The organism is Paenibacillus oralis (assembly GCF_003863965.1).
Classification (GTDB): Bacteria; Bacillota; Bacilli; order Paenibacillales; family Paenibacillaceae; genus Fontibacillus; species Fontibacillus oralis.
In genome coordinates this window covers 2,594,760-2,620,350 of sequence record NZ_RRCN01000001.1, presented here as the reverse complement: position 1 = coordinate 2,620,350, position 25,591 = coordinate 2,594,760, and the positions used below count along the sequence as shown (strand labels likewise).

The following is a 25,591-nucleotide window of genomic DNA, read 5'->3' as shown; positions in this document are numbered from 1 at the left end:
TTTACTCTTAATATCAAGGGTTAAATCATTACAAGCCAGTGCGGTTTCATACTCTCAAGTCCGTTTTATAAAACGCTTTATTTTAGGTATTGTGCAATGGTTTGAACAATGTTATAATCTGGAACGATAAGACGAATACTACGTCTGTTGTCTCTTTCCATCATTCATAAATCGAAGGCTCTGCTATCGAAAGGTACATCCTCGGCCCTTTTTTTAGGCCCGGATGTGCTTTTTTTGCTTACGATGCAAGTTTTGTACGAAGCGGAGTCAATGAAGTGATGCTCACAAAACTGAGCTTATGCTTCCGATGCAAGTTTTGTACGAAGCGGAGTCAATGAAGTGATGCTCACAAAACTTTTAGGAGGAATCTTATGCTGCTTGAAGCGATTTATCATCGTCCGAAACTCAATTGGGCCTACGCTTACGACTACGAGACACTCCACTTGCGCCTGCGCACGAAAAAAAACGATCTTACTGAGGTTTATGCTTTTGTCGGGGATAAATACATGTGGGATCAAAGCAAGGAGCTGATTCCCATGTCCCTCATGATCAGCGACGAGCTGTTCGATTACTGGGAATGCGCCTATCAGCCGCCGCTGCGCAGAACAAGATACGGCTTTTTGCTAAAATCCGGCGAAGAGCAAATCTGGATGACCGAAAACGAATTTACCCGGGAGCGCCCTTCCGGGCCAGAGCGCCTGTTTGAATTTCCGTTCATTAACCCGATCGATGTGTTTACCCCTCCGGCATGGGTTAAAGAGGCGGTCTTCTATCAGATCTTCCCGGAACGCTTCGCCAACGGCGACCCGAGCATAAGTCCGAAAGACGTGCTTCCCTGGGGCGGCAAGCCGGAGCGCACCAACTTTTTCGGCGGCGATTTGCAGGGCGTCATCGATCATCTCGACCATTTGAGCGAGCTCGGGATCACGGGCATATACTTCACGCCGTTGTTTGAAGCGACAACCAATCATAAATACGATACGGCGGACTATATGAAAATTGATCCGCACTTCGGCGATATCGCCACGGTCAAGAAGCTCGTAAACGCGTGCCATGAACGGGGAATCCGCGTGCTGTTCGACGCTGTGTTCAATCACGCGGGCAAAACGTTCGCCCCGTTTGTCGACGTACTGGAAAAAGGCGAAAAATCCCGCTACAAGGACTGGTTTCACGTCCGCGAATATCCGCTGCAGGTCAAGGACGGGGTGCCGACCTACGATACGTTTGCTTTTGAGCCGCTGATGCCGAAACTCAATACGGAAAACCCGGAAGTGAAAGAGTATTTGCTAAAGGTCGCGGAGTTCTGGATCAAAGAGGTAGGGATCGATGGCTGGCGGCTGGACGTGGCGAACGAAGTGGATCATCATTTTTGGCGCGATTTCCGCAAAACGGTCAAAGCCGCGAACCCGGACGCTTACATCCTCGGTGAAATTTGGCATGAATCCTCCGGCTGGCTGCAGGGTGATCAGTTCGATGCCGTCATGAACTATCCGTTCACCGAAGCCGTGCTCGATTTCGTCGTCCGCGGCACGCTGGATGCCGCCGGATTCGCCCATGCGATCGGCAAGCAGCTGTCCCGTTATCCACAGCAGGCAAGCGAGGTCGCCTTCAATCTCCTGGACAGCCACGATACACCGCGCCTGCTGACGCTTTGCGAAGGCAACAAGGCCAAAATGAAGCTGGCCGCCCTGTTCCAGTTCACATACGGCGGAACGCCCTGCATTTACTACGGAGACGAGATCGGTCTTGACGGAGAAATGGACCCGGACTCCCGCAAATGTATGGAATGGGATACGGACAAACAGGACCGGGAGCTGTTTAAGTTCTACCGCGAGCTGATTGCCGTCCGCAAAGATCTGGCCCCGCTCCGCACCGGCTCGATCCGCTTCCTGATCGCCGAGGCGGGCGGCAGCAAGCTGGCTTACGAACGCAAGCTCGATGGTGAGACGGTGCTCGTGCTGCTCAACAATTACGATGCCGGTCAAACGTTTGAGGTCAGCGCGCCCGGATCGGCCTGGCAGGACCGGATGAGCGGGAGAACCTACAAAACGGAGAGCGGAAAGCTGGCCGTCAAGCTGCCCTCCTACGGGTACGCGGTGCTTACGGAAAGTAAATAGCGGCGCTTAAAGCTTAAGGCGGCTTGTCCTGGGGTTGGGCGGGCCGGGCCGTCTCGTTCCCGCCCTCATTCCGGGCACATGCTCACGCCTTGCGTACAGAGATGGCGTAAAATAAGTTGTGTAAGGACAGGTTAGTCTATCAAACGACAAAAAAGTAGGGTATGCTTGGGATTGCGAAGTCACCAAGGAGGAACCCTACTCAATGACAACTATACAACAAAACTCGTTCACAGAACAACTCGAAAATACAATGCAAAGTTTTCTAAAAGAAAAAATTGAAACTCTTTTAAAGGAGGAAATTAAAAATTACTTACAAGTAGAGCACCCGGAAGTGGCAAACAGCCGCAACGGATATTACAGCAGGAACTGGGAAACCCGACACGGGGTGATTCCGGATCTGCAAGTGCCGCGGGATCGCCAAGGCGACTTTCAGACGGAACTGTTCGCGCCCTACCAGCGGCGGGAAGCTTGGCTAGAGGACACGGTCATTCACATGTACAAGGGCGGGATGAGCACAAGAGACATCGCCGCCTTCATTGAAAAAATGTTTGGCGCCCAGTACTCGCCGACGACCGTGAGCAACATCACGAGCACGGTGCTGGAAGACGTTGCGGCCTGGCAGGCTCGACCGCTGGCCAAGCGTTATGCGGTCATCTATCTGGACGGGATGTACGTGAAGCTCAAGCGTCAGTCCGTCGCCAGCGAAGTCATTTATATTGCCATGGGTGTCGATGAGGCCGGACACCGTGAGATCCTTAGCTTCAGCCTTGGCGGCAAAGAAAGCGCCAACGGGTGGAGGGATGTCCTGCGAGACCTCTACAAACGTGGCGTGCACGAGGTGCTGCTGGGCGTATTCGATGGCTTAGCGGGACTGGAGGAGGCCTTCCGGGAAACGTATCCGCAGGCCGGCGTCCAGCGTTGCGTCACTCATAAAATGCGCAATACGCTACCGAAAATCCGTGATAAGGACAAAGCGGATTTCGTGACGGACATGAAGACGATTTACAGTGCCATGGATCGCGATGTCGCCATGGCCAATTTCGACCTCGTGCAAGCCAAGTGGGGCAAGATCTATCCGAAGGAGCTCGCGTCGTGGGAGAACGAGTTACCGGTCCTCCTTCGCTTTTACGATTTCCCAACGATGATCCACTATGCCATTTACACCTCGAACCCCATCGAGCGAACAAACAAGGAAATCCGCAAGCGGCTGCGGCCCATGAACAGTTTGACGAACATGGATGCAGCGGAGAAAATTATTTATCTAGAGGCCCTCTCCTATAACGAACGCTGGAGCAGCCGGGTGTTGCGTGGATTCGCGGATGCAAAAACCCAGCAAGCGCTCAAAAAAATGTTTGACGAAAAATATCCCCAGGCCTGAGCCGATGCAGTCGCGTTAGCCAGGTGTGGCACACAAAGCATAGATAACAAGGACACTTTGACAACTGGAAATAAAAAGGAAATTTTTCAGGGGGGATCCCCCCTGAAGCTTGAAAACCAATGATATCCATTGCCCCAATGGATACCCTACTTCGAACCCTAAAAGATAATTACACAAAACTCTTGACGCTACCCGTACAGACATAGAAGGCAAGTAAATAGCGGACTTTTGGGGCGTTATTTGGGTGCTTTTCTAGCCTTGGAGGGAAATAACAGTAAATTTTGTCCCTATTTCACACGCCTCCGCGGAAAAAGCTTCTTTTTACCGCACACGTGCCAAAATAGCGACATAAAAGGACTCTATTCTCCGAAGGACCTTTACCATCGCGAAAATAACGCCCTTTTATTCCCTTATTTCCGTCAGCTGAGCAAAAATCCCGGAAGTTGGCAACACTCTGGACAGTATAAACGGCTCTCTCTGTAAAACGTTTGCATCTCTTTTGATCCAAGAAAAATCGAGGCCTCATGGCGGGTTCCCCCCTTTTAAACTCTTTTTCGCTTTAAATCGAACATTCTTCTACTCGCTCTATTTAAGGGGTGTGAGCCTTGTCCGCGCCGCTTTCTATTTACTTTCCGCTGCGTTTCGATTAATATTACAGTGTAAAGCAAACGGTTCCACAGAGGAGGTTTATATGGCTGTCACCATCAAGGATGTTGCAAAAAAGGCCGGAGTATCGCCTTCTACCGTGTCCCGGGTGCTGTCCAATCATCCCAGAATCAGCGCGGAAACATCACGCAAAGTAAAACTCATTATGGACCAGCTTGGCTACCATCCCAACATCATGGCCAAAAGCCTGGTTTCCAAAACGACAAACAGCATATGCATCATGCTGCCGAAGTCCGCTGAAGAACTGTTCTCCAACTTCTTCTTCATGGAACTGATCCGCGGGATCGTGACGCAGGCCGGCCGCCTCGGTTACGACGTGCTCATCAGCTCCGGCGCCAACGAGAAAGAGGAAGTCGAAAATGTCTCCAGACTGATCAACGGACGCCGGGTGGACGGAGTTATTTTGCTGTATTCGCGGCAAAACGATCCTGTGATCGATTTTCTCCATAATGGCGGACATCCGTTTGTTGTGATCGGACGCAGCGAGAAATATCCTGATATTTTATCGGTGGATAATGATAACATCCAGGCATCGTACGACGCCACGAAGCATTTGATCGCGCTGGGGCATGAGCGCATCGGGTTCGTCAGCGGGCCGCCGGAGCTCGTCGTTTCCAAAGATCGGATGAAGGGGTATCAGGATGCACTCAGGGATTCAGGACTGGAGTGCCGGCCCGAATGGATTGTCGAAGGTGAGTTTTTGCAGGACAGCGGGTATCGGGCCATGTCGTTTTTCATGAATCTCCCGGATCGCCCCACGGCCCTCGTCACGATCGACGACGTGGTGGCGTTCGGCGTGCTTCGCGGCTTGCATGAGCTGAAATACAAGGTTCCCGAAGATTTGTGTCTGGTCAGCTTCAATAATATTCCGCTGTCGGAGCTCTCGACGCCGCCGCTCAGCAGTATCGATATCGGCATTTACAACATGGGCTACACCGCTTCCCAGGTGCTGATCCAGGCGGTTCAGGGCAGCAAAGACAAAGTTTATCCGAAGCGGCAGATCATTCCGCACCGCCTGATCGTCCGCGACTCGTCGATGTATTCGGTGCCCAAAAAATAAACGCAGATACGCCTTCGAAAAATAACGGAAGCTTACCGCTTCTTTTATTTTTCGAGTTTTATTCAAACGTTTGCGCTAAAAGGAGGAAGGTTTGTGGATTCAATCAAGGCATGTTTATTCGACCTGGACGGCGTGCTTGTCGACACCGCCAAATATCATTTCCTGGCCTGGAAACGGCTGGCCGCCGAGCTCGGCTTCGAGTTCACCGCACAGGACAATGAGAAGCTCAAGGGCGTCAGCCGCATGGCCTCGCTAGATATTTTGCTGAAGGTCGGCGGGCTGGAATTGGAAGACGGCGTGAAGCGGGAGCTGGCCGAACGCAAAAACGGCTGGTATGTCGAATACATCTCCAAAATGGACGCTGCGGAAATTTTGCCGGGCGCGCTCGGTTTCTTGAAGCAATGCCGGGAGCTGGGCCTGAAAACCGCGCTCGGCTCCGCCAGCAAAAACGCCCCGATCATTTTGCGGAATACGGGGCTGGCGCCGTATTTTGACGTAATTATCGACGGCACCCGGACTTCCAGCGCCAAACCCGATCCCGAGGTGTTCCTGCTCGGCGCGGAGGAGCTTGGCGTCCCGCCGGAGGCGTGCGTCGTCTTTGAGGACGCCGAGGCCGGGATCGAGGCGGCGCGCCGCGCCGGCATGCGCTGCGTCGGCATCGGATCGCCGGATACGCTCGGCGCGGCCGATCTCGTCGTCCCTTCGCTGGGGGACGTGTCGCTAAACCTTCTTTTTCAAAATTAGTATGTCCAAAGGAGCCGGTTATAGTGAAACAATATTTAAAAGAAGATGCTTGGTCGATCATCGAAGAAGGGTTCGATCCGGCAAACCATGAGATTTCCGAGAGCATTTTCAGCATCGGAAACGGGTATATGGGGCAGCGGGCCAATTTCGAGGAACGGTACGGCGGCTCATCCCTGCAGGGCAGTTATATGGCGGGCGTCTATTATCCGGACAAAACCCGCGTCGGCTGGTGGAAAAACGGATATCCCGAATATTTTGCCAAAGTCCTGAACAGCACCAACTGGATCGGAATCGACGTTTGGGTGGACGGCGCCGCCCTTGACCTGGCCGCTTGCGAGGTGAAGGATTTCATCCGCGAATTGAACATGAAGGAAGGCTGGCTCTCCCGGCGCTTTACCGCCGTTTTGGAGGGAGGGAAGGAAATCGCCGTGGAGGCGAAGCGGTTCGTCAGCATCGTCCGCCATGAAATCGGCGCGGTCCGCTATACGGTGACTCCGCTCAATTTCAGCGGGGAACTGCGTTTTATGCCGTACCTGGACGGCGACGTAAAAAACAAGGATTCCAACTATGAAGAGAAGTTTTGGGTCGAAGTGGAGAAAAAGGCCGCGGCTGGCCTGTCCTACCTGACGGTCAAAACGAAAAAGCTGGACTTCCATGTGACGTCCGCCATGGCTTTTGATGTGTTGAAGAACGGGCAGGCGCTGGAGCTTTCGCAGGTCTTCAGCGAGCGGGAGAAATATGTGGCCGCCGAAGCAGCCGTCCAGGCCGGCCAAGGCGAGGCCGTAACGCTTTATAAATATGTGGCGAACGTGACCTCCCGCGACCATGGGCTGGGCGCGCTGATCGAAGCCGGAACGAAATCGCTGCTGGCGGCAAAAGAGGCCGGCTTTGACGTTTTGCTGCGCGAGCAGGCCGAAGCCTGGGCGGAAAAATGGAAAACGAGCGACATCATCATCGAAGGCGACGTATCGGCGCAGCAGGCGATCCGCTTTAATATTTTTCAGCTCAATCAAACCTACAGCGGGGACGACGACCGGCTCAACATCGGTCCGAAGGGCTTCACCGGGGAAAAATACGGCGGAAGCACCTACTGGGACACGGAAGCCTACTGCGTGCCGTTCTACCTCAGCACGGCCGATTCCGGCATCGCCCGCAATCTTTTGATCTACCGTTACAAGCACCTGGAGAAAGCGAAGGAAAACGCGCGGAAGCTGGGCTTCTCCAAAGGCGCGCTGTATCCGATGGTGACGATGAACGGCGAGGAATGCCATAACGAATGGGAAATTACGTTCGAAGAGATCCACCGCAACGGCGCCATTGCTTACGCTATTTTTAATTACGTGAATTATACAGGGGATAAAGCATACCTCAGTCAATACGGTTTTGAAGTGCTGGCGGAGATCTCCCGTTTCTGGGAGGAGCGCGTCAATTTCTCGGCGGCCAAAGGCAAATACGTGATTCTTGGGGTGACCGGGCCGAACGAATACGAAAACAACGTCAACAACAACTGGTACACGAACCGGATTGCCGTTTGGACGCTGGAATATACGCTGGAAGTGCTGAACGATTTGAAAAACAATGAACCCGGCCACTATGAAGCCTTGGCGGGCAAGCTGAATTTGCAGGACGAGGAAGCCCAAAAATGGCGGCATATTATTGATAACATGTACTACCCTTACGATGAAGAACGGGGCGTATTTTTGCAGCAGGACGGCTACCTCGACAAGGAGATCGTTCCGGTGAATGAACTGGCGCCGGAGCACCTGCCGCTGAACCAGAACTGGTCGTGGGACCGGATTTTGCGCTCCTGCTACATCAAACAGGCCGATGTGCTCCAGGGCTTATACTTCCTGGGCGACCGCTACGACCTGGAGACGAAAAAACGCAACTTCGATTTCTACGAGCCGATCACGGTGCATGAATCCTCCCTGTCCCCCTGCCTGCACGCGATCATCGCCTGCGAGCTGGGATACCAGGAGAAAGCGTACGAAATGTACCTGCGCACCGCCCGCCTCGATCTCGACAACTACAATAACGATACCGAGGACGGCTGCCATATTACGAGCATGGCCGGAACGTGGATGTCGATCGTGCAAGGATTCGGCGGGCTTCGTGTGCAGGGCGGTGAGCTGGTGCTGCACCCGTTCATTCCGTCTCACTGGAAGTCGTTTTCCTTCAAAGTGATGTTCCGCGGCTCCCGCTTGCAGGTGAACGTCACCGAAAACAGCATCATCGTCGTTAACGAAACGGATGTGCCGGCGGCTATCCGGATTTACGACCAAAGTTATACGGTCGGCGCTATGGGCGAGGTGCAAGCGCAGCGTTCCGCTCCGGCCGCGCTGAGCTGATGATCCAACCAACAAGCCATGCCAAAAAAAGCTGCTCCCAGGCATCAACGCCGTGGTGAGCAGCTTTTTTGGCATGGCGATATCTAGCTTATGGCTGCGCCAGAGAGTAGCGAAATGCAAAAGTGCAGGCGAATTTCGTCGAAACTCCTCGAGACAGGCGGCTCAAATGTAAAAGTGCAGTTTATCTCCAGCCATACGACCATATTTTACCATATCCACTCTAACCAACTGCACTTTTGCATTTCAAGCGCTCAAAAACCCGATTTTATCGGAAATCGGATGCACTTTTGCATTTGATCCGGCCGGATACAGGATATGCATCATTGTTTAGTGTATATCCTTTCGGCCACGATGTTCTATGAGCGCAGCGCTAAGCCCGAACGCCCAACACGATCATGCCGATGCCGTTAGCAGCAAGCTTGCCGTCTCCCAGCGATTGAACGCACTCGCCGCCGAATCGTACCTCCCATGCCCCCAGCGCAGGCAGTTCAAGCGTCACCGCGCCGGGATCGGCGTTGTACAGCACATACAGGTGGCGGTCCGGATCGCCGCCGGCGTGATCCCGCAGCGTATACGCCACCGCGCGGGGCGGCGCCGCCTCGAAGCGCAGATGCGCGCGGATCTCGTCCGCCGTCCGCAAGCGGAACGCGGGGTGTGCCCGGCGCAGCGCGATCAGGCTGCACATATAGAGCACGTCCGCCCGGTGCGCCGCGCAGCGCTCCCAATCAAGCCAGTTGGTCTCAATCGGCGATTTGTAGCTGTTCTCCACGCCGCCCTTCGTTCGCATGAACTCCTGCCCGGCGTGGATGAACGGAATGCCCTGGCTCGTGAGCACGATCGCCGAGGCCAGCCGGTGCATGGCGCGCCGCCGCTCGTCCGTTTCCCCGTCCGTGGACAGCATGATTTTGTCCCATAGCGTATGATTGTCGTGGCATTCCACGTAGTTGACCGACTGCGCCGGCTCCGCCGCAAACTGGCGGATTTCCCCACCGTAATCGATCCCCCCGGCAACGCCTCGTTTCACGCTGTCCTCAAAGCCGTCGCCGCCGCCGATAAAACCTTTTTTGTCCAATATAAAAATATCGCCCTTGACCGCGTCCCGCAGTCCGTCATTGAACATGCCGATGCGCGGCAGCTTCCCGGCGTTGCCCTGGTTGGCCCGGCGCTCCTTGGGAAGCACCGTGTCCATGAACCAGCCTTCCCCGATCATCATGATCGAAGGATCGATCTCATCCAATCGGCGTCGGATTTCGTTCATCGTATCGACATCGATCAAGCCCATCAGATCAAACCGGAAACCGTCGATTTGGTATTCGCGCACCCAATGCAGAATCGAATCGGCGATATACTTCGCCATCATCGGCCGCTCCGAGGCGCATTCGTTGCCGCAGAACGCCCCGTCCGAGAAAGTTCCGTCCGCTTTATACCGCAAGTAATAACCCGGGACCAGCTTGGTGAAATGAATCAGGTACCCGTCGAACACGTGGTTGTACACCACGTCCATGATGACTCGAAGCCCCCGGGCATGTAACGTTTGCACAAGGCGTTTCAGTTCGGCGATGCGCGCGGCCGGATCGTAAGGGTCCGTGGCATAGGAACCTTCCGGCACATTGTAGTTTTTCGGATCGTAACCCCAGTTGTAATGGGGTTCATCCAGACGGCGTTCATCCACGCTCTCCCTGGAGTAGTCGAACACAGGCATCAGCTGCACATGCGTAACACCAAGCCCGGCGATATGGTCCAAACCGGTGGGAATGCCCCGCGGACCGCGCGTCCCGCTTTCCGCCAGCCCCAGGAATTTGCCTTTCTCGCGAATGCCGCTCCCCGGGTGAACCGACAGATCGCGGACATGCAGCTCATAGATCACCGCGTCGGTCTCTGAAGCCAGCGTCGGCTTCACGTCTTCGTCCCACCCTTCCGGATCGGTGCTCCGCAGATCAAGGATCGCCGCTTTATCCCCGTTGACGCCCACCGCCTTGGCGTAAGGATCGGCGGCTTCGTTCCACTGCGCCCCCACCTTAACGCGGTAAGTATACAGCAAGCCATGGCAATCCTCCGGGATTGAGAGCGTCCACGTCCCCCGCACGTCGCGCCGCATCGGCAGTTCCTTCAAGGGAGCGGCGTCCCAGGCGGCATACAGGACGACTTTCGCCTCCGAGGCCGTGGGGGCCCACAGGCGAAACCGCGTCTCCTCCGGCGTGTAAACGGCCCCCAGATCGTCGCCATCATAATAAAACTTCGCGTCGAATTCCGCGTCAAATACGGAAATTCCTCCGGTAACTGCCAAATCGCCGTAATCTATCGTACCGTTGTATTCTTTTTGAACGGACAAACGGCTTCACTCCTTTCCCCGCAAATTCCGCAAATGCGGAAGCACATCTTCCGTATAGGCGCGCAGGTATTTCCCCCACACTCCAGGCTTGCGAAAAACAGCCGCGCCAGCCGCTTCCTGCTCCGGTGACAGCATCGTGAACGGCAGCGAAACCGCCCGGATTTGGTTCGGCCGGATGGAGCCGTTATCGCTCTTGCCGCCCTCCTCCCGCGGAACGTCGATTACGTCGTAAAGGCACGCCGCCGCCTCGTTCCAAAAACGCTGCCGGAAGGAATCGCACACCTTGCGCGCTAATTCATCATATGGCCCCGTTTCCCCGAAACGTTCCGCCAGCCGCGCCATAATGCACAGGGCGTTATACCACAGGGCGTTGATTTCCACCGGCTTGCCGTGCCGCGCCATCACACCCCAATCGCCTACGCGCACGTCCATCCAGGTGACCTGATCCAGGCCGCCGCCCGCGTGAATCAGCCCATCCTCGTCATCCCGATCGAAAAATCGGTTCCGCTGCGGTAGTCGGCGACGATTTCTTTTTAACTCCGGATAGACCGCCTCGCGAATGAACCTGTAATCAGCTTCCCCACCGGTATGTTTCAAATATTCATAGACGGCGTGAACGTACCAAAGCGCCGCGTCCACCGTGTTGTACAGCGGCTCCTGGCCATCGTCAGGAAACATGTTAGGAATCAGCCCGCCGCCGTATTATGCCCATCTCCAGGGAAACGTTTACTTTTCTTTATGTGCTGGATTATATCACCCGAATCGAAAAGGTGCAACCGTTTGCACAAAGTGACTGAATCAGAGCAAAAAGCTTCCTGACTTTAACAGCACTTTATGAATCAGTTTCAGCGGTTGCTCGTTTTTCAAGGGAAGAAGGACGGCGCGATGGGATCAAATGCAAAAGTGCATTTGAATCCCCGCAAATTTCTGCTTTTGAGCGGTTGAAGTGCAAAAATACATCTCATTTCCAGCAATTGAACAAAAAAGTAACATATAATCGGAAATGAACTGCATATTTGCATTTGAACCGCCCGTTTCGAGGGATTTCGACAAAAATCGCATGCACTTTTGCATTTCAGGGGATTTCCACCTCTTCCTTTTTTCAAGCCCCCGCATTCCATCGCTGTCAGATCCATTCTCTACCTGCTTTTAAGTTGGTTTTCACCCTCCGAAAGTTGAGTTATAAATTTTTAAGAAAAACGCCTGACGGCGTCCTTTAATGGCTCTGACTTCTACTTTGGAGCGATTGGAGGCTCTTCCTAAACTTTGGACGCTGCTCTAACGGACACCAGCGACCTTATCTGCCCATTTCCCGGGTATTTCCCAGCCTAACGGACACAGGCGACCCTATTTCGCTCAAAACCCGTTCATCTAGGCCGATTTGAGATAAATAAGGTCATCTGTGTCCGTTACATTTTGCAAACCTCCGTTTCTCCTCAAATAACGGCTCTGGTGTCCCTTAGCCTCCAGATTTCCCCTCTCTACCTGCGCATCGCCCTCTACCATACCCAAAATTTTATATAATAAGGTCAAAAAAACCGGCCCTTCGAGGACCGGTTCTGCGCTGCTGTCCCTTTCGGCAGCCGTTTTATCCCGCTTGTTTGACGATATACTCCAGATCGCCCAGCAACAGCTTGGCAAAACTGGAGTTGATGCCTTTTCCGCTTTGCGCGTTGATCGCCAGCTTCAGCACATTGATTTTCTGCTGGCGCTCGCGCTCCGTTTTCGCCTTTTGCAGGGAGCCGATCTTGGCTTCCAGGCTTTGGGCGGTTCCCTTCTTCACGTATCCTTGCGCTTCTCCGGCATCGACCAGTTCGTCCAGATGGACGATGTCGATCGTAACCGTAAAGTCGAACTGTTCCGCGGATTTGTACCCGGCCGTATCCGAGGCGCTGACGACCAGCTTATGCTTGCCAGCCGCCAGAGAAAGCGGCGTGATTTCGTGCAAACCGGCGATTTGGCGGCCGTCCAATTGATACGTCGTATTTTTCACTCCGCTTACGGCATCCTCGACATCAACTCGAATCGGAAGTTCGGTTTCGATTTGCAAAAACTGCCGCTCCCCGGAAAAATGAATGACCGGTGACTGGCGATCGATATTGATGTAGACCGTTTTCTCGGCTTCGCTATTCCCGGCCCGGTCCCATGACCGGTACTCGATCACGTATTTGCCGTCCTCCGTCAGCAGAATTGGGGAAGCGTAGGTAAGCCACTCCCCGCCGTTTACCCGGTATTCGGTCCGTTCCAGACCGCTTACGCCCTCGTCCTCAGCCGACAAGGAAACCGTAACGTCTTCCGGGTTGTACACCTCTTGACCCGTTTGCCCCGAAGCGTTCGCTTCGGTCACCGGGGCCAGCGCGTCTGCTCCCGTCCCGCTAAGCGCAACGTGATCCAGGGAGAGCGGCTTCAGCTGGTACGCCCCGCGAAAAACTGAAGCGATGCCGGTAATGTCCACCTTGGAACCCGCCGTGAAAAGCGCGCTGAACTCCGCCATGTCCACCCCGGTCCGGCCATCGAAACGGACGCGCGTTGCCGCGCCGTCACCCTTAACGGCATTAAACTCAAACGAGCCGGCCGGAGAAGCCGCAGTCACGTCTTGAACCGCCACATCGGTTAATGTGATGAACTGTCCCTGATTGCCGTCCGTAACCGCCTCCTGCTCGATCGGCTGCGGAAGCGCGGCGGTCCCTTTCTTTTCGATCATGACCGGATTTTCCAGCTCAACCTCCCCGTTGTACAAAGTCCGGGTGGCGCTGATGCGGATCAGATCGCCGGCATGATAGCCGGACGCCGTTTGAAACACGTAGACGCCGGCCGTTTCGTCCTGGAGGTAAAACCCTTGTCCGCCAAACAGCCCGGGCTCGGACGTAATCACGCCCTCCACGGTAACGACCGTGCCGTCGGCCGCCGAACGGGCGGCGGCAATCGTGGTCAATTCCGGCACCTGCGGATGGTCGCCCGGCAGCGGCTCGGCTGCGACATCGGCGATCGCCACCGTCTTCGTCAGCGCGTTTCCGCTTCCCTGCTTGAGCCGCAAGTTGGCGCTTGCGGCCGTCACGCCCGGCTTAAGCTGAACGGTCAGATCTTTTGCGGCGTGCCCCTGGGCATCTCCCGTCAGCGAAAATGCCGGGCTGTAGTTGTAATCGGACCAGCTGCCGTCGGCGTTTTTGAAGCGGGCGATCTGCTCGCCGCCAGCCAGGTAGATGCCGACTTTAAGATCCGATACCGTCTGGCCGGGCGTTAAGCCGTCGGCCGTCAAGCGGATCTGGAACTCCTGCGCGCTTGGCAGTTGCTCCTGATGCACGAATGCGTACTTAGGCTCCGTAGCGGGCGCTTGCGTCGAGCCGTAAGAGCCTGGCTTGAACGTCGCAGGGTCGTACCATTTGTATCCGGCGGCCGGCTGGGCCCAAGGCTCCGGCTGCGGCTCAGTGGTGGCGGCTGGCTCTTCGTCCGGCATCAGTTCGGTCGGCTCATCCAGCACAAGCCCCGGCACCTCGGCGAAGGAGGTGTAATTTTCATCATGAGCGAGCCACTTCACGATTTGCACCAGGAACACCCCGTCGTCGACTTCCTTAAAGCCGTCGTACGTCGTTTTTTTCTGGCCGGTTTCTTCTCTCACATATTTCGGAGTTGCGTCCTCGACGGGCGAGGAGTCGCCGATGAAGGCCGCTTTGCCGAGTCCAAGCTTGGACACCGCCGCATACGGCCCTTCGTCTCTTCCGCCGCCGTTGTAGACACCTTCGTCAACCGCGTTCCCCCAGGCCGGCACGCCTTCGGGAACGTAAACAAGGCCTTTCGCTTTTTGCGGGTCCAAGATCGCCAGCGTAGAGCCAGCATGCATGGCTACGGCCTCAACGCCATTCGTGATGCCAAACGCCTGCGACGGGCTGACGATGTCGCCCGCATCGACGTCCCCAAGGGCGTTGTAACGGAATCGTACGCCAAAATTGTCCGCCAGCCAATCGGAGCTCGTTACCCCCTGCATCGCCGGGGAGGACGCTTCTTCCGCGCTCATGCCCTTGGCCGGGTTCTCATAAGCTCCGCGGCGAAAGCCGTTGAACACCTCGGAGGCGTCCCAGCGGTTTTTGTTGCGGTCGGCATTATAATGGTCGGATATGAAAAACACCGCTCCGCCGTCCTCGACATACTCCACCAGCGCCTCTTGCTCCGCGGCTTTAAAAGGCACGTTCGCTTCGGGAATGACGAATACGTCGTAGTCCCGCAGCGCGTCGTACGTAATTGCCGTTTCCCCGAACGTATACGGAATCGGCCGCTCCAGCGCCTCGACCGTGAAGCCGGCCCCGCGCAGCCCGGCGGCGAAATCGGAAAACGCTCCTTCGATCACCCAGTCGGCCGCGCCGGCGGTTTGGGCGTGCGCGTTGTCAAACAGCACTTTTTTGCCGGTGCCGTCCGGCAATTCCGGGGTCTGGCCCGGATCTCCCGGATTTTCGCCTGGGTTTTCACCAGGATTCTCGCCCGGATTCTCCGGCTCTCCGGGATTCTCTCCGGGGTTCTCGCCCGGTTCTTCCGGTTCCCCAGGTTCCCCAGGTTCCCCCGGTTCTCCCGGCTGCGACGCGGTAAACTCAATCCCCGTCACGCTTTTTAAGCCGGGGAAGTTGTTGTACGCGGCCAACGCGCCGGACACCGAGATCTGCTCGCCGATGATCTCCGGGTTGCTTTGCAGGCCGAAATCGCCTCTCAGTCCGGACGGAATCTGCACGTCGACGAGTTTGGCCGTGTCCCGCTCTCCGGCCGCATCCGCGATCAGCAAGTTATAGTCGTTGCCGAACGGCGCCTCAAAATCGGCGGTCTGCGACCCGGCGGCATGTCCGACGACATAACCCGTCACCGTAACGGCTTCGCCGCCGTTTCCTTTGGCGATGGCTTCGGCTACGCTGATCCCTGCTGCTGCGGATTCGCTTATTTCCGCGGAAACATCACTCTCTCCGGATGCCGCCGTTCCGGCTTCAGGAACAAGCCCCGCCTCCGCTGTAATATGCTCCTGTTCCGCTCCATTTGCCGATTCCGCCGCTTCTGCGGTAAAGCCCGGTATTCCCGTCATGACCAAAGCGCCGGCCAAAATCAGGCCAAGCAGTTTCTTGCTCCAACCGCTCCTCACCATGGATCGACTCCTCCCCAAATTTAGAATGGACTACCTCCTAATCATATGGATCGATAAAGAACAGACTGTTTACGTTTTGTTAAAATATTGTAAAATTGTATTTTTTGCTAATATATAGGCTTTGTGTCTTATTTTTTTGATTTACCGGCCGGCTATTAATTAGGTATTCCGCCAGTCCGATATATAAGCAGAATGGTTCTTTCGAACTATTCCAAGTTTTTCAAGAAAACTGCCTTTCATCAAGATGATGCTGACGGAGGTAAATATGTATTGCTCAAACTGTGGAACGATTTTGGAAAAAGAGGACAAATTTTGCGCCGGATGCGGAACGCCGATCAAAACTCGACATAACGAGCCCGCTGCTCTCACTCCCTATGCCAAGTCCGGCGCGGCCCCGGAAACAGCCGGAAAAGACTCCCCGCCGCCCGAGTTCGGAGTTCCCTTGGAGGAGCTTGAACTGTTCATAGGCAAACGCGCAGGGGCGTATTTTCAAAAATGGCGCGAAGACCATCGCTGGAACTGGCCCGCCTTTCTGTTTGGCGGCTTTTGGCTGTTGTATCGGGGGATGTACTTGTATTGGCTAATCTATCTGATCGTCTGCTCGCTCATTATCAACATCGTAGGCTCCCTTGTATTTCCGGGTTACCAGGTCTCGTTCAGCATGGTCATCACGATGCTGGCTTTACAGCTCGCCATAAAAATCGGCTTTGCCGTGGCGGCCAATTCCATTTACCTGCATCATGCCCGGCGCAAAATAAAGGCTTTGAGCTACAGGTACCCAAACGACCGGGAAACCCGGGAGTTAAAAATCATACAGGCGGGAGAAACCAGCCTGTACATCCCGATCGCCTTGGCCCTGCTGCCTTTTTTGCTGGCGCTGGTTTACGGACTGTTCACCTATCTCCATACGTATCAGCAGATCCAGCAAGTGATTGACTCTGAAATACAGGAGAGCCGGTATCCCTGAGGCAGAGGGATCGGGATGAATAGCGGCAGTACATTTCCTGCGGTTTGGAGAAAATAAGGCCTCCTGGGTCCGTTACAATTTTTGCCCCCTGGTTTTCTGGCAAATAAAGTCTCTGGTGTCCGTTAGATCGCATTACTGCGGCGGCGATGGCAGCCTAATCCGGACCTCAACGAAAAAGGGCTGTCCCAAAGACCATACCCTATGGCCTTCAGGACAACCCTTGTTTATTTTCGTTCTGTGCGAAGCCCGCGCCGCGCCGCGTTGCTACACTCCCGCCTTCTCCAGCATACCGCGTGCGATCCAGACGCCTGCCGCGCCGGCCTGAGCCAGTCCGCGGGTGATGCCCGCTCCGTCGCCGCCGCAGAATAAGCCGCCGATTTCCGTTTCCAGCGATTCGGCCAGCTTCGGGCGGGCGGAATAAAACTTCGCTTCCACGCCGTAAAACAGCGTATGTTCGGAGGCGATCCCCGGCGTTACTTTATCAAGCGCTTCGACCATTTCGATCAGACTTTTCATCGTGTTGTACGGCAGCACGAGGCCAAGATCGCCCGGCACGGCCTCTTTGAGCGTCGGCTCGAGAAAGCCTTCGGAAATCCGGGTAGCGGTAGAGCGGCGGCCCCGGAGGATGTCCCCGTATTTTTGCACGATGACCCCCCCGTTCGACAGGTCGTTGGCCCGTTGGCAAATCTCCCGCGCGTATTCGTTGGGCTTATCGAACGGTTCGGTAAATTTGTGCGAGACAAGCAGTGCAAAGTTCGTGTTTTGCGAACCAAGCGCAGGATCTTTAAACGAATGGCCGTTCGCGGCCATTACCCCGCTGTGGTTTTCGACGACCACATGCCCGGACGGATTGCTGCAAAACGTGCGTACCCGTGTACCGACCGAAGTGTTGTAAATGAATTTCCCTTCGTACAGGTGCTCGTTAATCTCGCGCATGACGACGTCCGATGTTTCCACACGCACCCCGACATCCACCTGGTTGTTGGTCATTTTCAGGCGGCGTTTCTTCAAAATGTCCGTCAACCAGGCGGAGCCGTCCCGTCCGGGAGCGACCATGACCAGATCGGCCTTATGCGTCTCCCCCGATTTAAGCTGGATTCCGCGAACCTGGTGGCCTCCGTCGGCTTTTACCGTGATCAGATCCTCCACTTCCGCCTTGAACATCATGTCGATTCGGGTGTTCAAATATTCGTAGATCGACTTCAAAATCTCGAGGTTTTGTTCCGTGCCCAAATGGCGGACCTGCGCCCGCAGCAGCTTCAGCCCCGCGGCATATCCGCGCTGCTCGATCCCGCGCACCGCTTCGGTCAGCGGGTCGGTGATGTTCGTCGTGGCGCCGTGCTCCAAATTGATCGCATCGACGTATTTAATCAGCTCCAGCACTTTGGACGGAGCGATATAATCGCTCAGCCAGCCGCCGAATTCGGTCGTAATGTTGAACTTTCCGTCGCTGTACGCTCCCGCACCGCCAAACCCGGCCGTGATCGAACAGGCCGGCAGGCAGCCGGCGAACTCTTTTTTCCCGGCCGGAGGCGGACAAAGCGTAATTTTCTCCTCCAAAATCGGACAGCGGCGGCGGTAAATGTCATGTCCCTTGTCCACCAGGAGCACCTTCCAGTGAGGCGCTTTCCGCGTCAGTTCGTAGCAGGCAAATATCCCCGCCGGCCCGGCTCCAACCACAATTACATCGTATTTACTCATCTGCTTCCTCCTGAAAGATATGATAGAGGTTGTTCAAAAAGTCAACGGGCTGCCAAACCCGGAAAAAACAAAAAAATCCCGGCTATCCAATAGGTATGCGAAAGCTCCTATTCGTAGCCAGGAATTTAGGGTTCCTTGTAGAGACCCCCGATCCTTATTACCGGGGATATACGAAATCAAAATATTAGCATATTCAGTTTCCAGCAACAATCCGAGTATATGAGAAAGAAACGTATAAGTCAAGGAAAAGTTATTTTATTATTCGGATTTTGGCGCATTTATAATTTATTTAATTTTCTATCCGGTCTGAAAAATCCGTAAAACACGAACATTTTCATGTATTTTGCTTAGCATATTAGCTTTGCTGATTAGCATTACTTCTCGATCATATTGTATAATATAGGGTGAAGCATTTTATTTTATTTTAAATCATAAGGAGTAGATGCAAAGAATGGACAGTGACAGGCTTTTGGTGTTGAATTTGGTATTGGTCGTAATCCTTATCGCTTTAACGGCTTTTTTCGTGGCGGTAGAATTTGCGATTGTTCGTGTTCGAGGCAGCAGGGTGGATCAATTGATCGCCGAAGGACGCAAAAACGCGCTCGCGGTCAAAACGGTAACCTCCAATCTGGACGGTTTTTTGTCGGCCTGCCAGTTGGGGATTACGATCACCGCGCTCGGACTCGGGTGGCTCGGGGAACCTACGGTGGAGAAAATACTGCACCCGCTGTTCCACAGCCTCCATGTACCTGATACACTAAGCAGTGCGCTATCTTTTATCATCGCTTTCGTAGTTATCACTTATTTGCACGTCGTTGTGGGTGAGCTGGCGCCAAAGACGATGGCCATCCGCAAATCCGAGGAAATCGCCTTGCTAACGGCCAAGCCGTTGATCATGTTTACCAAAATCATGCGTCCGTTTATCTGGGCCTTGAACGGATCGGCAAATCAGCTCGTGCGCTTGTTCGGCATCAAGCCGGCTTCCGAGCACGAAGAAGCTCACTCGGAGGAAGAACTGCAAATTATTATTAACGAGAGCTTTGAAAGCGGCAAAATCAATCAAAGCGAATACGGCTACGTCAGCCGGATTTTTGCCTTCGACAATTTGCTGGCCAAAGAAATTATGGTCCCCCGCACCGATATGATGTGCTTATATAAGGACAAGTCGCGGCAGGAAAATCTCGAGATTATCAAAGAGCAGCAATACACAAGATTCCCTGTCGTCGAAGGAAGCAAAGACAACGTTATCGGGATCATCAATACGAAGCAGTTTTTCCTCGCCCATGAAAGCAACCCGAATCTGGATATCGCTTCGATTCTGCAGCCGGTTATGGCTGTCTCGGAAGTGATGCCCGTCAACGAGCTGCTCAAAAAAATGCAGCAGGAAGGCACCCACATCGCTATTCTGATCGACGAATACGGGGGTACGGCCGGACTGGTAACGATCGAGGACATTCTGGAGGAAATCGTCGGGGAGATCCGCGACGAGTTCGATAAAGAGGAAGAAGAGCCGATCGTGCAGCTCAGCGACACGCATGTCATCGCCCAGGGAACCGTAACGGTTAACCAGATTAACGACCTTCTGCTCACCGATCTCAGCACCGAGGAAGTCGATACGATCGGCGGCTGGCTGTTCGGGATGAACCCCGGCATGGACGTCGGCGAAACGCTGGAGCATGAGGATTTAACCTTTAAGCTGCTTGAAAAAGAACCGCACCGATTCCGCAAGCTGGAAATCGTAAAAAGGGCCGTAGTAGAGGCCGGATAGCCAGAAGCCGGATCGCTATAAGATAAATAAGGCTGTTCGCAGGTTTACCCAAACTTGCGAGCAGCCTTTTTTGGTTTCGAGTCCGTTGAAAACTCAAGGCAGTTGCCGCCGGACTTCAGCCACTTCGTCGTCCTGTGGCGTTTCTTCGCCGTAGCGGACTTTATAATACAAGCGAACAAGGAGCCCCTGCTCCGTATTTTGCAGCTCCTTGGTGACGGCTGCCGCCTGCGGCTCCGCCGGCCCCGGCCCATTAGCAGCGGCAGGCTCTAACGATTCGGGCAGGCCCGGACGATCTGCCGTCTGGGCGGCTTGTTTGGGCTTGGCGAACATGGCCTCCCTTGCGGCCTTGGCTGCCTCCGCCTCCGCTGCGGCCGCGGCCAGCTTGCTGGCGTAGCCCGATTTTTCCGCCTTTTCCTTCACCTTGCCTGCCGCCTTGCCGCGTACCGCCTTTAAGCCGCGCTCCTGCCTAATATCCAAGGCCGTTTCATAGGGCGTAAGGTGCGGCTTGATCCGATATCCGCCTTCACGCTCCGCCTTAAGCAGGCGTCGGTACAAATAACGGACCCTCTCCCGATTGTCCCGCAGATCCTCCCAGCGTTCGGCTTTTCCGGAGCGGAACAAAGCTGAGCCCGCCTTTTTCCACTTTTTAAGCGCCGCTTCCCACGTAAAAATCCGGATTTCCTCGTCCCGGTACGCGGCGTTTTCCTGTACGGCCTTCTCCCGGCGCAGCAAATCCAGCAGGCGGTCGATCGCCCGCCGCCATACTCCGCCCGCGTTCCGGTAAAGCCAATACAGGCCGAAACCAAGGGCCGCCGCAAGGGCAAGGATGCCGATGGAATAAAAAGCGATGTCCAGCAGCCGCGCCCAGATTCCCGGCTCATGCGCTTCCGCTGCCGGCAGCATCGGCTGCATGGGCGGCAGTTCCACCGCTTGTTCCGGCGGCGGCCCCTGTTCCCCCGGGCGGGCCAGCCACCTAACGAACGTCTTCAGCAGACCCCACAGCAGGCGGCCGAGCCACCCGCCCGCCCCGGCCGCAAGCGCCAGGGAAACGATGACGATAACGCCGATGAACAGGCGGTTATGGCGTTTCAAGCCGCCGGGAAGCCGCTCTGCCGGATCACCGGACAACGAACTATAACGCAGGAGGCTGTTGTTCGTAACGAACAAGGCAAGCGCCAGGCAGGCCGCCCCCGACCAGGTGAGCAGCGGAACCGTTCCTTCGAGCCCGGGAATGCGCGGGAAGGCGATCCCGGCGGCAAAGTATAAGGCGACTCCGGACCAGTACAGGCGGAAATTGCCGATCCGCAACGCGGCCGTAACCCCCTGGAGCCAGCAAAACGCCCCGGCGGCAAACCAGAAGCTGGCGCGCAAAATCGTAAACGTGAGTACCATGGATGCGTTAACCGGGTCAGCGCCAGAACCCGGATCAGCGTCAGAACCCGCAACTGCGATTGCGACCGTGCCAGCACTAGTGCCAACACTGGCATTAGCATTAGCGCCGGCGACCACGCCGGACCACATTCCGGTCCAATCCCCTGCCCCGGAGCCTGCCCCAGCGCCCGCCCATGCCGCCACCAGGGCCATCGCCGCTCCCAGCAGCAAGGCGACAGCCCACCGCTGCCACAGCATACGCAGACGGTTGCGCAACAGCACGCCGCCTAGCGACAGCAGCGGCAACCCGCACAGCCATGCCGCCATCCCCGGCCCAAGCAAGTAGGCCTGAGCGACAAGCCAAACCGGGAGCAGAAGCCCCAGTTCGATCAGACAGGACAGCCAAAGCTTTAACGAGTTATATATGTAAGCGGAACCATTGGGATTCGCGCCAACCACTTGCCCCTGGCTTGTATCGGGTTTCACGCCAAAAACCTCCATTAACTTTAAAACTCGAACTTTATAACTCAAACTGACTGTTTAGCCCATGCTTCAACTTATTCACCGATAAAAACATCATACCATAACTGCGGCGGAACCAGCGCCATTTCCGGCCCGCGTATCGTCACTCATAACATAAGAAAACCGTCGATCGACGTACCTTCAAAGAAGCCAGACCGCGGAACCTTGGAGTAACGGGCGGCTTGGACGAAAAGGCGGAACGGCGAAAAAGCGGCCGACTTTCTCGTCGGCCGCCCAACTCTCATAACGTATCATCTCAAAAAGATGAACATTGCTTAATCCCGTTTACGCCGGTTACGCTTGGCCGGACGAAGGATCGGCCATATGGAAAACTTCCCATATATGTCCGTTGATGTCCTGAAAGCCCCACTGATACATAAAGCCGTGATCCTGCGGATCACTCGAAGGGGTTGCGCCGGCGGCCAGGGCTTTATTAACGATCTCGTCCACGTGCTCGCGGCTGTCGGCAGCCAGGGAAACAAGCACTTCGCAAGTTCTCGCCGCATCGGCAAGCTCTTTTTTGATGAATGTTTGGAAGTAAGGCTCCACAAGCAGCATGGCAAAAGTGGTGTTGTTAATAATCATGCAGGTAGCCTTGTCATCCGTAAATTGCAAATTGAATTCAAATCCGATTTTCCCGAAAAAATCCATCGTTTTCTGCAAATCTTTTACCGGCAAGTTAATGAATGTACTCTTCGCCTGAAAAGCCATGCTCGATCACCTCTTCAATTTTGTTCTATAACTTTACATACGTAAAATTATGATCCTAACATAAAGCACCATTGACAAAATATCAAGATAGACACTAAGGAACACCAGCAAAGGAACTGCTTCGGCGGTGTTCTTTAATGCGCGACCAAATCCCAACTCGGAATACAGGGAATTTATAGGTCCTATCCAGGGACTAAACTTGGAAAAAGCGCCTGTTTCCCGCATCTTTCTAAATATAGAGGAAAAAATGTCGCTTTTTTCCCCTGCCGCTAGGAAATGCCCGTGTTCTGGACCATTCAGAGGAACTCGGCCCATTCGGGAATTTCCATCCATTCCACACCGTTGCCGCCGCGCCGCAGCAGCTCCGCCGTTTCCGCGAGCTTCCCGCCCCAGTGGCAGGAAATGATCAAGTAATCGGTGTCGGCCGCTCCCGCCTCAAGCTCCAGTTCGAGCAGCCGAACCATTGAAACCGTTCTGTCCAAAACCAGCCGCGCCATCGTTTCCAGCAGCAGCTCCAGTTGGTCGGCTGCCGCCTGCGGCTCAATGCGTACCGGCTCCACCTTGCCGCCCGGCAGCCGCGCATTGCTCAAAAAAACCGCGCTTAACCCGTTACGCAGCGCATACGCCGCCACCGAAGCGGCATAACGAATCCCCAGCTCGATCCGCTCCGGCTCGGTCACCGTTTTCCACATCGAGTCGCTGGTCTCCACATTAAGGCAGATGACCAGCCGATGATCGGCGGTATAATCCCGCTTGTGCACCTGCAGCTCCCCGGTTCGGGCCGTCGCTTTCCAGTTGATCTGGCTCAGCGGATCTCCGGGGCGATAGGCGCGGATCCCCGCGGTCAAAAACGGGTCCTCCACGATCCAGCGCCGGACGGCGACTTCCCCAAGCCAGCTGTGGTTCGGCAGCGGCAGCTCCTCCAGCGGAACCACCCGCGGATACACCAGCAGCTCCAGATCCAGCGGAAAACGTTCAACCTCCGAGTTCAGCCCCAGCGGATCGCCCGTCGTCATCGTGACCGATTCCAGCCGGTACAGCCCCCTGCGGGCGCAAACGACCTTATGGCGCCTAGTAATTTGCCGGTATGACCGGAGATGAAAAAGGCTGCTGTGGTTCTGATAAATTTCCCCGGCATGAATCGCCAGGTTGCTCTGCTTCCCGAACGCAAGCCCGGCGGGAATGCTCGATTCCAGACGGAGCCAAGGCAGCGGCAGCAGCTTGGCATTGGCGATGACCTCGATCATTTCGACCTCGTCGCCTTCAAATGCGGCCCGTTTGGAAAAATACCGCTCATACCGTATCCCTTTTAGCGCTCGCCGGCGATATAAAACGGCGATCAGCACAATGAGCAGAACCGCGCTTAAAATAAGCCAAGGCAGTTGCATGGGATCAATCCTCCTGCGTTCCCCGTGCCGTCAGGAGCGGCTCGGCCGGCACCTCCACCTGCTGCAGCGCCTGGCGGACGACTTCGCTTCCTTGCTCCTGGGCGCTCCGAAGCCCTTGCCGCAGCACCAGCCGATGGGCCAGCACCGGCACGGCCGCCGCTTTGATATCGTCCGGGGTGACGTAATCCCGGCCCCGAATCAGCGCCAAGCCCTGGGAAGCGCGCAACAGCGCCGTGCTCGCCCGCGGGCTGGCCCCCAGCTTCACTTCCGGATGCGTCCGGGTCGCCTCGGTCACGGCCACGATGTAGCCGAGCAGGTCGTCCTGGACGCGGATCGTCCGCGTATACCGCTGGGCCGCCGCCATCTCTCCGGCCGAGGCGGCCGCCCCGATTTCCGCCAGCGGCTGGCGTTCCTTAAAACGCTGCAGGATGGCGACGCCTTCGCCGTGCGACGGATACCCCATCGCAATCCGCATCAGGAACCGGTCCAGCTGCGCCTCCGGCAGGGGAAAGGTTCCCTGCTGGTCGATCGGATTTTGCGTGGCCATGACAAAAAACGGTGACTCCAGCTCATGCGTGACGCCGTCGATCGTCACCTGGCGCTCCTCCATGCATTCCAGCAAGCTGGACTGCGTGCGCGGCGTCGCCCGGTTGATTTCGTCCGCCAGCAGCACATGCGTAAACACCGGACCCGGCCGAAACTCGAACTCCCCCGTTTTCTGATTGAAAAAATGGATGCCGCTCAGGTCCGAAGGCAGCAGGTCCGGCGTAAACTGGACTCGCTTGAACTCGCCGCCGAGCGATTTCGCAAGCGCTTTCGCAAGCAGCGTTTTGCCTGTGCCGGGCACGTCCTCCAAAAGCACATGACCGTTCCCGAGCAGCGAAGCGAGCAGCAGGTCGATCACCTCCTCCTTGCCGACGACCACCTCGCCGATATTGCGGCGAATCCGCACGATCAAATCCATCGCTTCCCGCAGTTCCATAAGTACCGACACCGCCTTTACCGATTTCTTCCTCTCCATCTTAACAAAAAGCCCGGCCGCTTTATAGCTGGAGGGCCTGCTTAAACCTTCAGCCGCTCCCGCAAATCGACGACCGACCGCATCGCGTATTCCTTTTGCACCGGCTGGCCGTCCTGCAGGACGATCAGGCAAGGAACGCTGGAAACCTCCCATTGATCGCGAAGCCGCGGACTATAGTTAATATTCAGCTTGGATACCGGAATGCTCGGCCCGGCCGCCAATGCGATATCCAGCATTTTTTCCGCCAGTTTGCAAGTTCCGCACAGCGCCGTGAAGAAAAACAACGCCTCCTTGCCGGAAGTTTGTTCCGCGCGGCCCAGCCATTCCTGTTCCGTTATTTCGCGAATTGCCATAGGCTGCCTCCCCTTTACCCAT

General features: G+C 55.5%; 16 protein-coding genes and 1 riboswitch. Of the genes, 7 read left to right on the top strand and 9 right to left on the bottom strand.

What is annotated here, in order from left to right; all coding sequences use genetic code 11:
* Positions 1-371 precede the first annotated feature (371 nt).
* From EHV15_RS12010 to EHV15_RS11990, 5 genes are all read left to right on the top strand, one after another.
* Positions 372-2,117 carry an alpha-glycosidase gene (locus EHV15_RS12010; protein WP_128631407.1) on the top strand — a complete coding sequence of 582 codons (1,746 nt, stop codon included), beginning with the start codon at positions 372-374 and terminating at the stop codon, positions 2,115-2,117.
* A 202-nt stretch (positions 2,118-2,319) separates the two neighbouring features.
* Positions 2,320-3,495, top strand: coding sequence for an IS256 family transposase (locus EHV15_RS12005; RefSeq protein ID WP_128630411.1), 1,176 nt, complete (start codon positions 2,320-2,322; stop codon positions 3,493-3,495).
* A 691-nt stretch (positions 3,496-4,186) separates the two neighbouring features.
* On the top strand, positions 4,187-5,221 hold the full coding sequence (locus EHV15_RS12000; protein WP_128631406.1) for a LacI family DNA-binding transcriptional regulator: 1,035 nt from the start codon (positions 4,187-4,189) through the stop codon (positions 5,219-5,221).
* Between the two features lie 93 nt (positions 5,222-5,314).
* Positions 5,315-5,965 carry a beta-phosphoglucomutase gene (pgmB, locus tag EHV15_RS11995; protein ID WP_128631405.1) on the top strand — a complete coding sequence of 217 codons (651 nt, stop codon included), beginning with the start codon at positions 5,315-5,317 and terminating at the stop codon, positions 5,963-5,965.
* A gap of 23 nt (positions 5,966-5,988) precedes the next feature.
* Positions 5,989-8,313 (top strand): glycoside hydrolase family 65 protein, encoded by a 2,325-nt coding sequence (locus tag EHV15_RS11990; protein ID WP_128631404.1) that lies wholly within the window; start codon positions 5,989-5,991, stop codon positions 8,311-8,313.
* A gap of 370 nt (positions 8,314-8,683) precedes the next feature.
* Here EHV15_RS11990 and pulA read toward each other — a convergent pair whose 3' ends face one another.
* The 3 genes from pulA to EHV15_RS11975 all read right to left on the bottom strand — a co-directional run bounded on the left by pulA (position 8,684) and on the right by EHV15_RS11975 (position 15,767).
* Entirely contained in the window at positions 8,684-10,645 is a 1,962-nt protein-coding gene (gene pulA, locus EHV15_RS11985) for a type I pullulanase (protein WP_128631403.1), read from the bottom strand.
* Between the two features lie 6 nt (positions 10,646-10,651).
* Positions 10,652-11,332, bottom strand: a complete 681-nt coding sequence (locus tag EHV15_RS11980) for an amylo-alpha-1,6-glucosidase (RefSeq protein ID WP_281281720.1) — start codon at positions 11,330-11,332, stop codon at positions 10,652-10,654.
* A gap of 901 nt (positions 11,333-12,233) precedes the next feature.
* Complete coding sequence (locus EHV15_RS11975) at positions 12,234-15,767, bottom strand: DUF6359 domain-containing protein (RefSeq protein WP_128631401.1); 3,534 nt, start codon at positions 15,765-15,767, stop codon at positions 12,234-12,236.
* A 265-nt stretch (positions 15,768-16,032) separates the two neighbouring features.
* Here EHV15_RS11975 and EHV15_RS11970 point away from each other — a divergent pair, with 265 nt between their 5' ends.
* A complete protein-coding gene (locus tag EHV15_RS11970) occupies positions 16,033-16,734 on the top strand; it encodes a DUF2628 domain-containing protein (protein ID WP_178075833.1) in 702 nt (233 codons plus the stop codon).
* A 264-nt stretch (positions 16,735-16,998) separates the two neighbouring features.
* Here EHV15_RS11970 and EHV15_RS11965 read toward each other — a convergent pair whose 3' ends face one another.
* Positions 16,999-18,435: an NAD(P)/FAD-dependent oxidoreductase gene (locus EHV15_RS11965; protein ID WP_128631399.1), complete on the bottom strand. Its 1,437-nt coding sequence runs from the start codon at positions 18,433-18,435 to the stop codon at positions 16,999-17,001.
* A 94-nt stretch (positions 18,436-18,529) separates the two neighbouring features.
* Positions 18,530-18,629: riboswitch (purine riboswitch) on the bottom strand.
* Between the two features lie 257 nt (positions 18,630-18,886).
* On the opposite strand from EHV15_RS11965, the gene EHV15_RS11960 reads away from it, so the two are divergent.
* Complete coding sequence (locus EHV15_RS11960) at positions 18,887-20,203, top strand: hemolysin family protein (RefSeq protein WP_128631398.1); 1,317 nt, start codon at positions 18,887-18,889, stop codon at positions 20,201-20,203.
* Positions 20,204-20,296: 93 nt separating this feature from the next.
* Here EHV15_RS11960 and EHV15_RS11955 read toward each other — a convergent pair whose 3' ends face one another.
* From EHV15_RS11955 to EHV15_RS11935, 5 genes are all read right to left on the bottom strand, one after another.
* On the bottom strand, positions 20,297-22,060 hold the full coding sequence (locus EHV15_RS11955; RefSeq protein ID WP_128631397.1) for a hypothetical protein: 1,764 nt from the start codon (positions 22,058-22,060) through the stop codon (positions 20,297-20,299).
* A 330-nt stretch (positions 22,061-22,390) separates the two neighbouring features.
* On the bottom strand, positions 22,391-22,807 hold the full coding sequence (locus EHV15_RS11950) for a VOC family protein (RefSeq protein ID WP_128631396.1): 417 nt from the start codon (positions 22,805-22,807) through the stop codon (positions 22,391-22,393).
* Positions 22,808-23,103: 296 nt separating this feature from the next.
* Entirely contained in the window at positions 23,104-24,195 is a 1,092-nt protein-coding gene (locus EHV15_RS11945) for a DUF58 domain-containing protein (RefSeq protein WP_128631395.1), read from the bottom strand.
* 4 nt (positions 24,196-24,199) lie between these two features.
* Positions 24,200-25,177: an AAA family ATPase gene (locus EHV15_RS11940; RefSeq protein WP_128631394.1), complete on the bottom strand. Its 978-nt coding sequence runs from the start codon at positions 25,175-25,177 to the stop codon at positions 24,200-24,202.
* A gap of 80 nt (positions 25,178-25,257) precedes the next feature.
* The gene (locus EHV15_RS11935; RefSeq protein ID WP_128631393.1) at positions 25,258-25,569 is read right to left on the bottom strand and encodes a thioredoxin family protein; all 312 of its coding nucleotides are present in this window, start codon (positions 25,567-25,569) and stop codon (positions 25,258-25,260) included.
* Between the last annotated feature and the right edge of the window lie 22 nt (positions 25,570-25,591).

Excerpts from the sequence above, each read along its gene's own strand:
- EHV15_RS11970 (WP_178075833.1), top strand. The coding sequence starts at position 16,033 with ATGTATTGCTCAAACTGTGGAACGATTTTGGAAAAAGAGGACAAATTT.
- EHV15_RS11940 (WP_128631394.1), bottom strand. The coding sequence starts at position 25,177 with ATGGAACTGCGGGAAGCGATGGATTTGATCGTGCGGATTCGCCGCAAT.
- EHV15_RS12010 (WP_128631407.1), top strand. The coding sequence starts at position 372 with ATGCTGCTTGAAGCGATTTATCATCGTCCGAAACTCAATTGGGCCTAC.
- EHV15_RS11965 (WP_128631399.1), bottom strand. The coding sequence starts at position 18,435 with ATGAGTAAATACGATGTAATTGTGGTTGGAGCCGGGCCGGCGGGGATA.
- EHV15_RS11945 (WP_128631395.1), bottom strand. The coding sequence starts at position 24,195 with ATGCAACTGCCTTGGCTTATTTTAAGCGCGGTTCTGCTCATTGTGCTG.
- EHV15_RS11950 (WP_128631396.1), bottom strand. The coding sequence starts at position 22,807 with ATGGCTTTTCAGGCGAAGAGTACATTCATTAACTTGCCGGTAAAAGAT.
- EHV15_RS12000 (WP_128631406.1), top strand. The coding sequence starts at position 4,187 with ATGGCTGTCACCATCAAGGATGTTGCAAAAAAGGCCGGAGTATCGCCT.
- EHV15_RS12005 (WP_128630411.1), top strand. The coding sequence starts at position 2,320 with ATGACAACTATACAACAAAACTCGTTCACAGAACAACTCGAAAATACA.
- EHV15_RS11975 (WP_128631401.1), bottom strand. The coding sequence starts at position 15,767 with ATGGTGAGGAGCGGTTGGAGCAAGAAACTGCTTGGCCTGATTTTGGCC.
- EHV15_RS11935 (WP_128631393.1), bottom strand. The coding sequence starts at position 25,569 with ATGGCAATTCGCGAAATAACGGAACAGGAATGGCTGGGCCGCGCGGAA.
- EHV15_RS11960 (WP_128631398.1), top strand. The coding sequence starts at position 18,887 with ATGGACAGTGACAGGCTTTTGGTGTTGAATTTGGTATTGGTCGTAATC.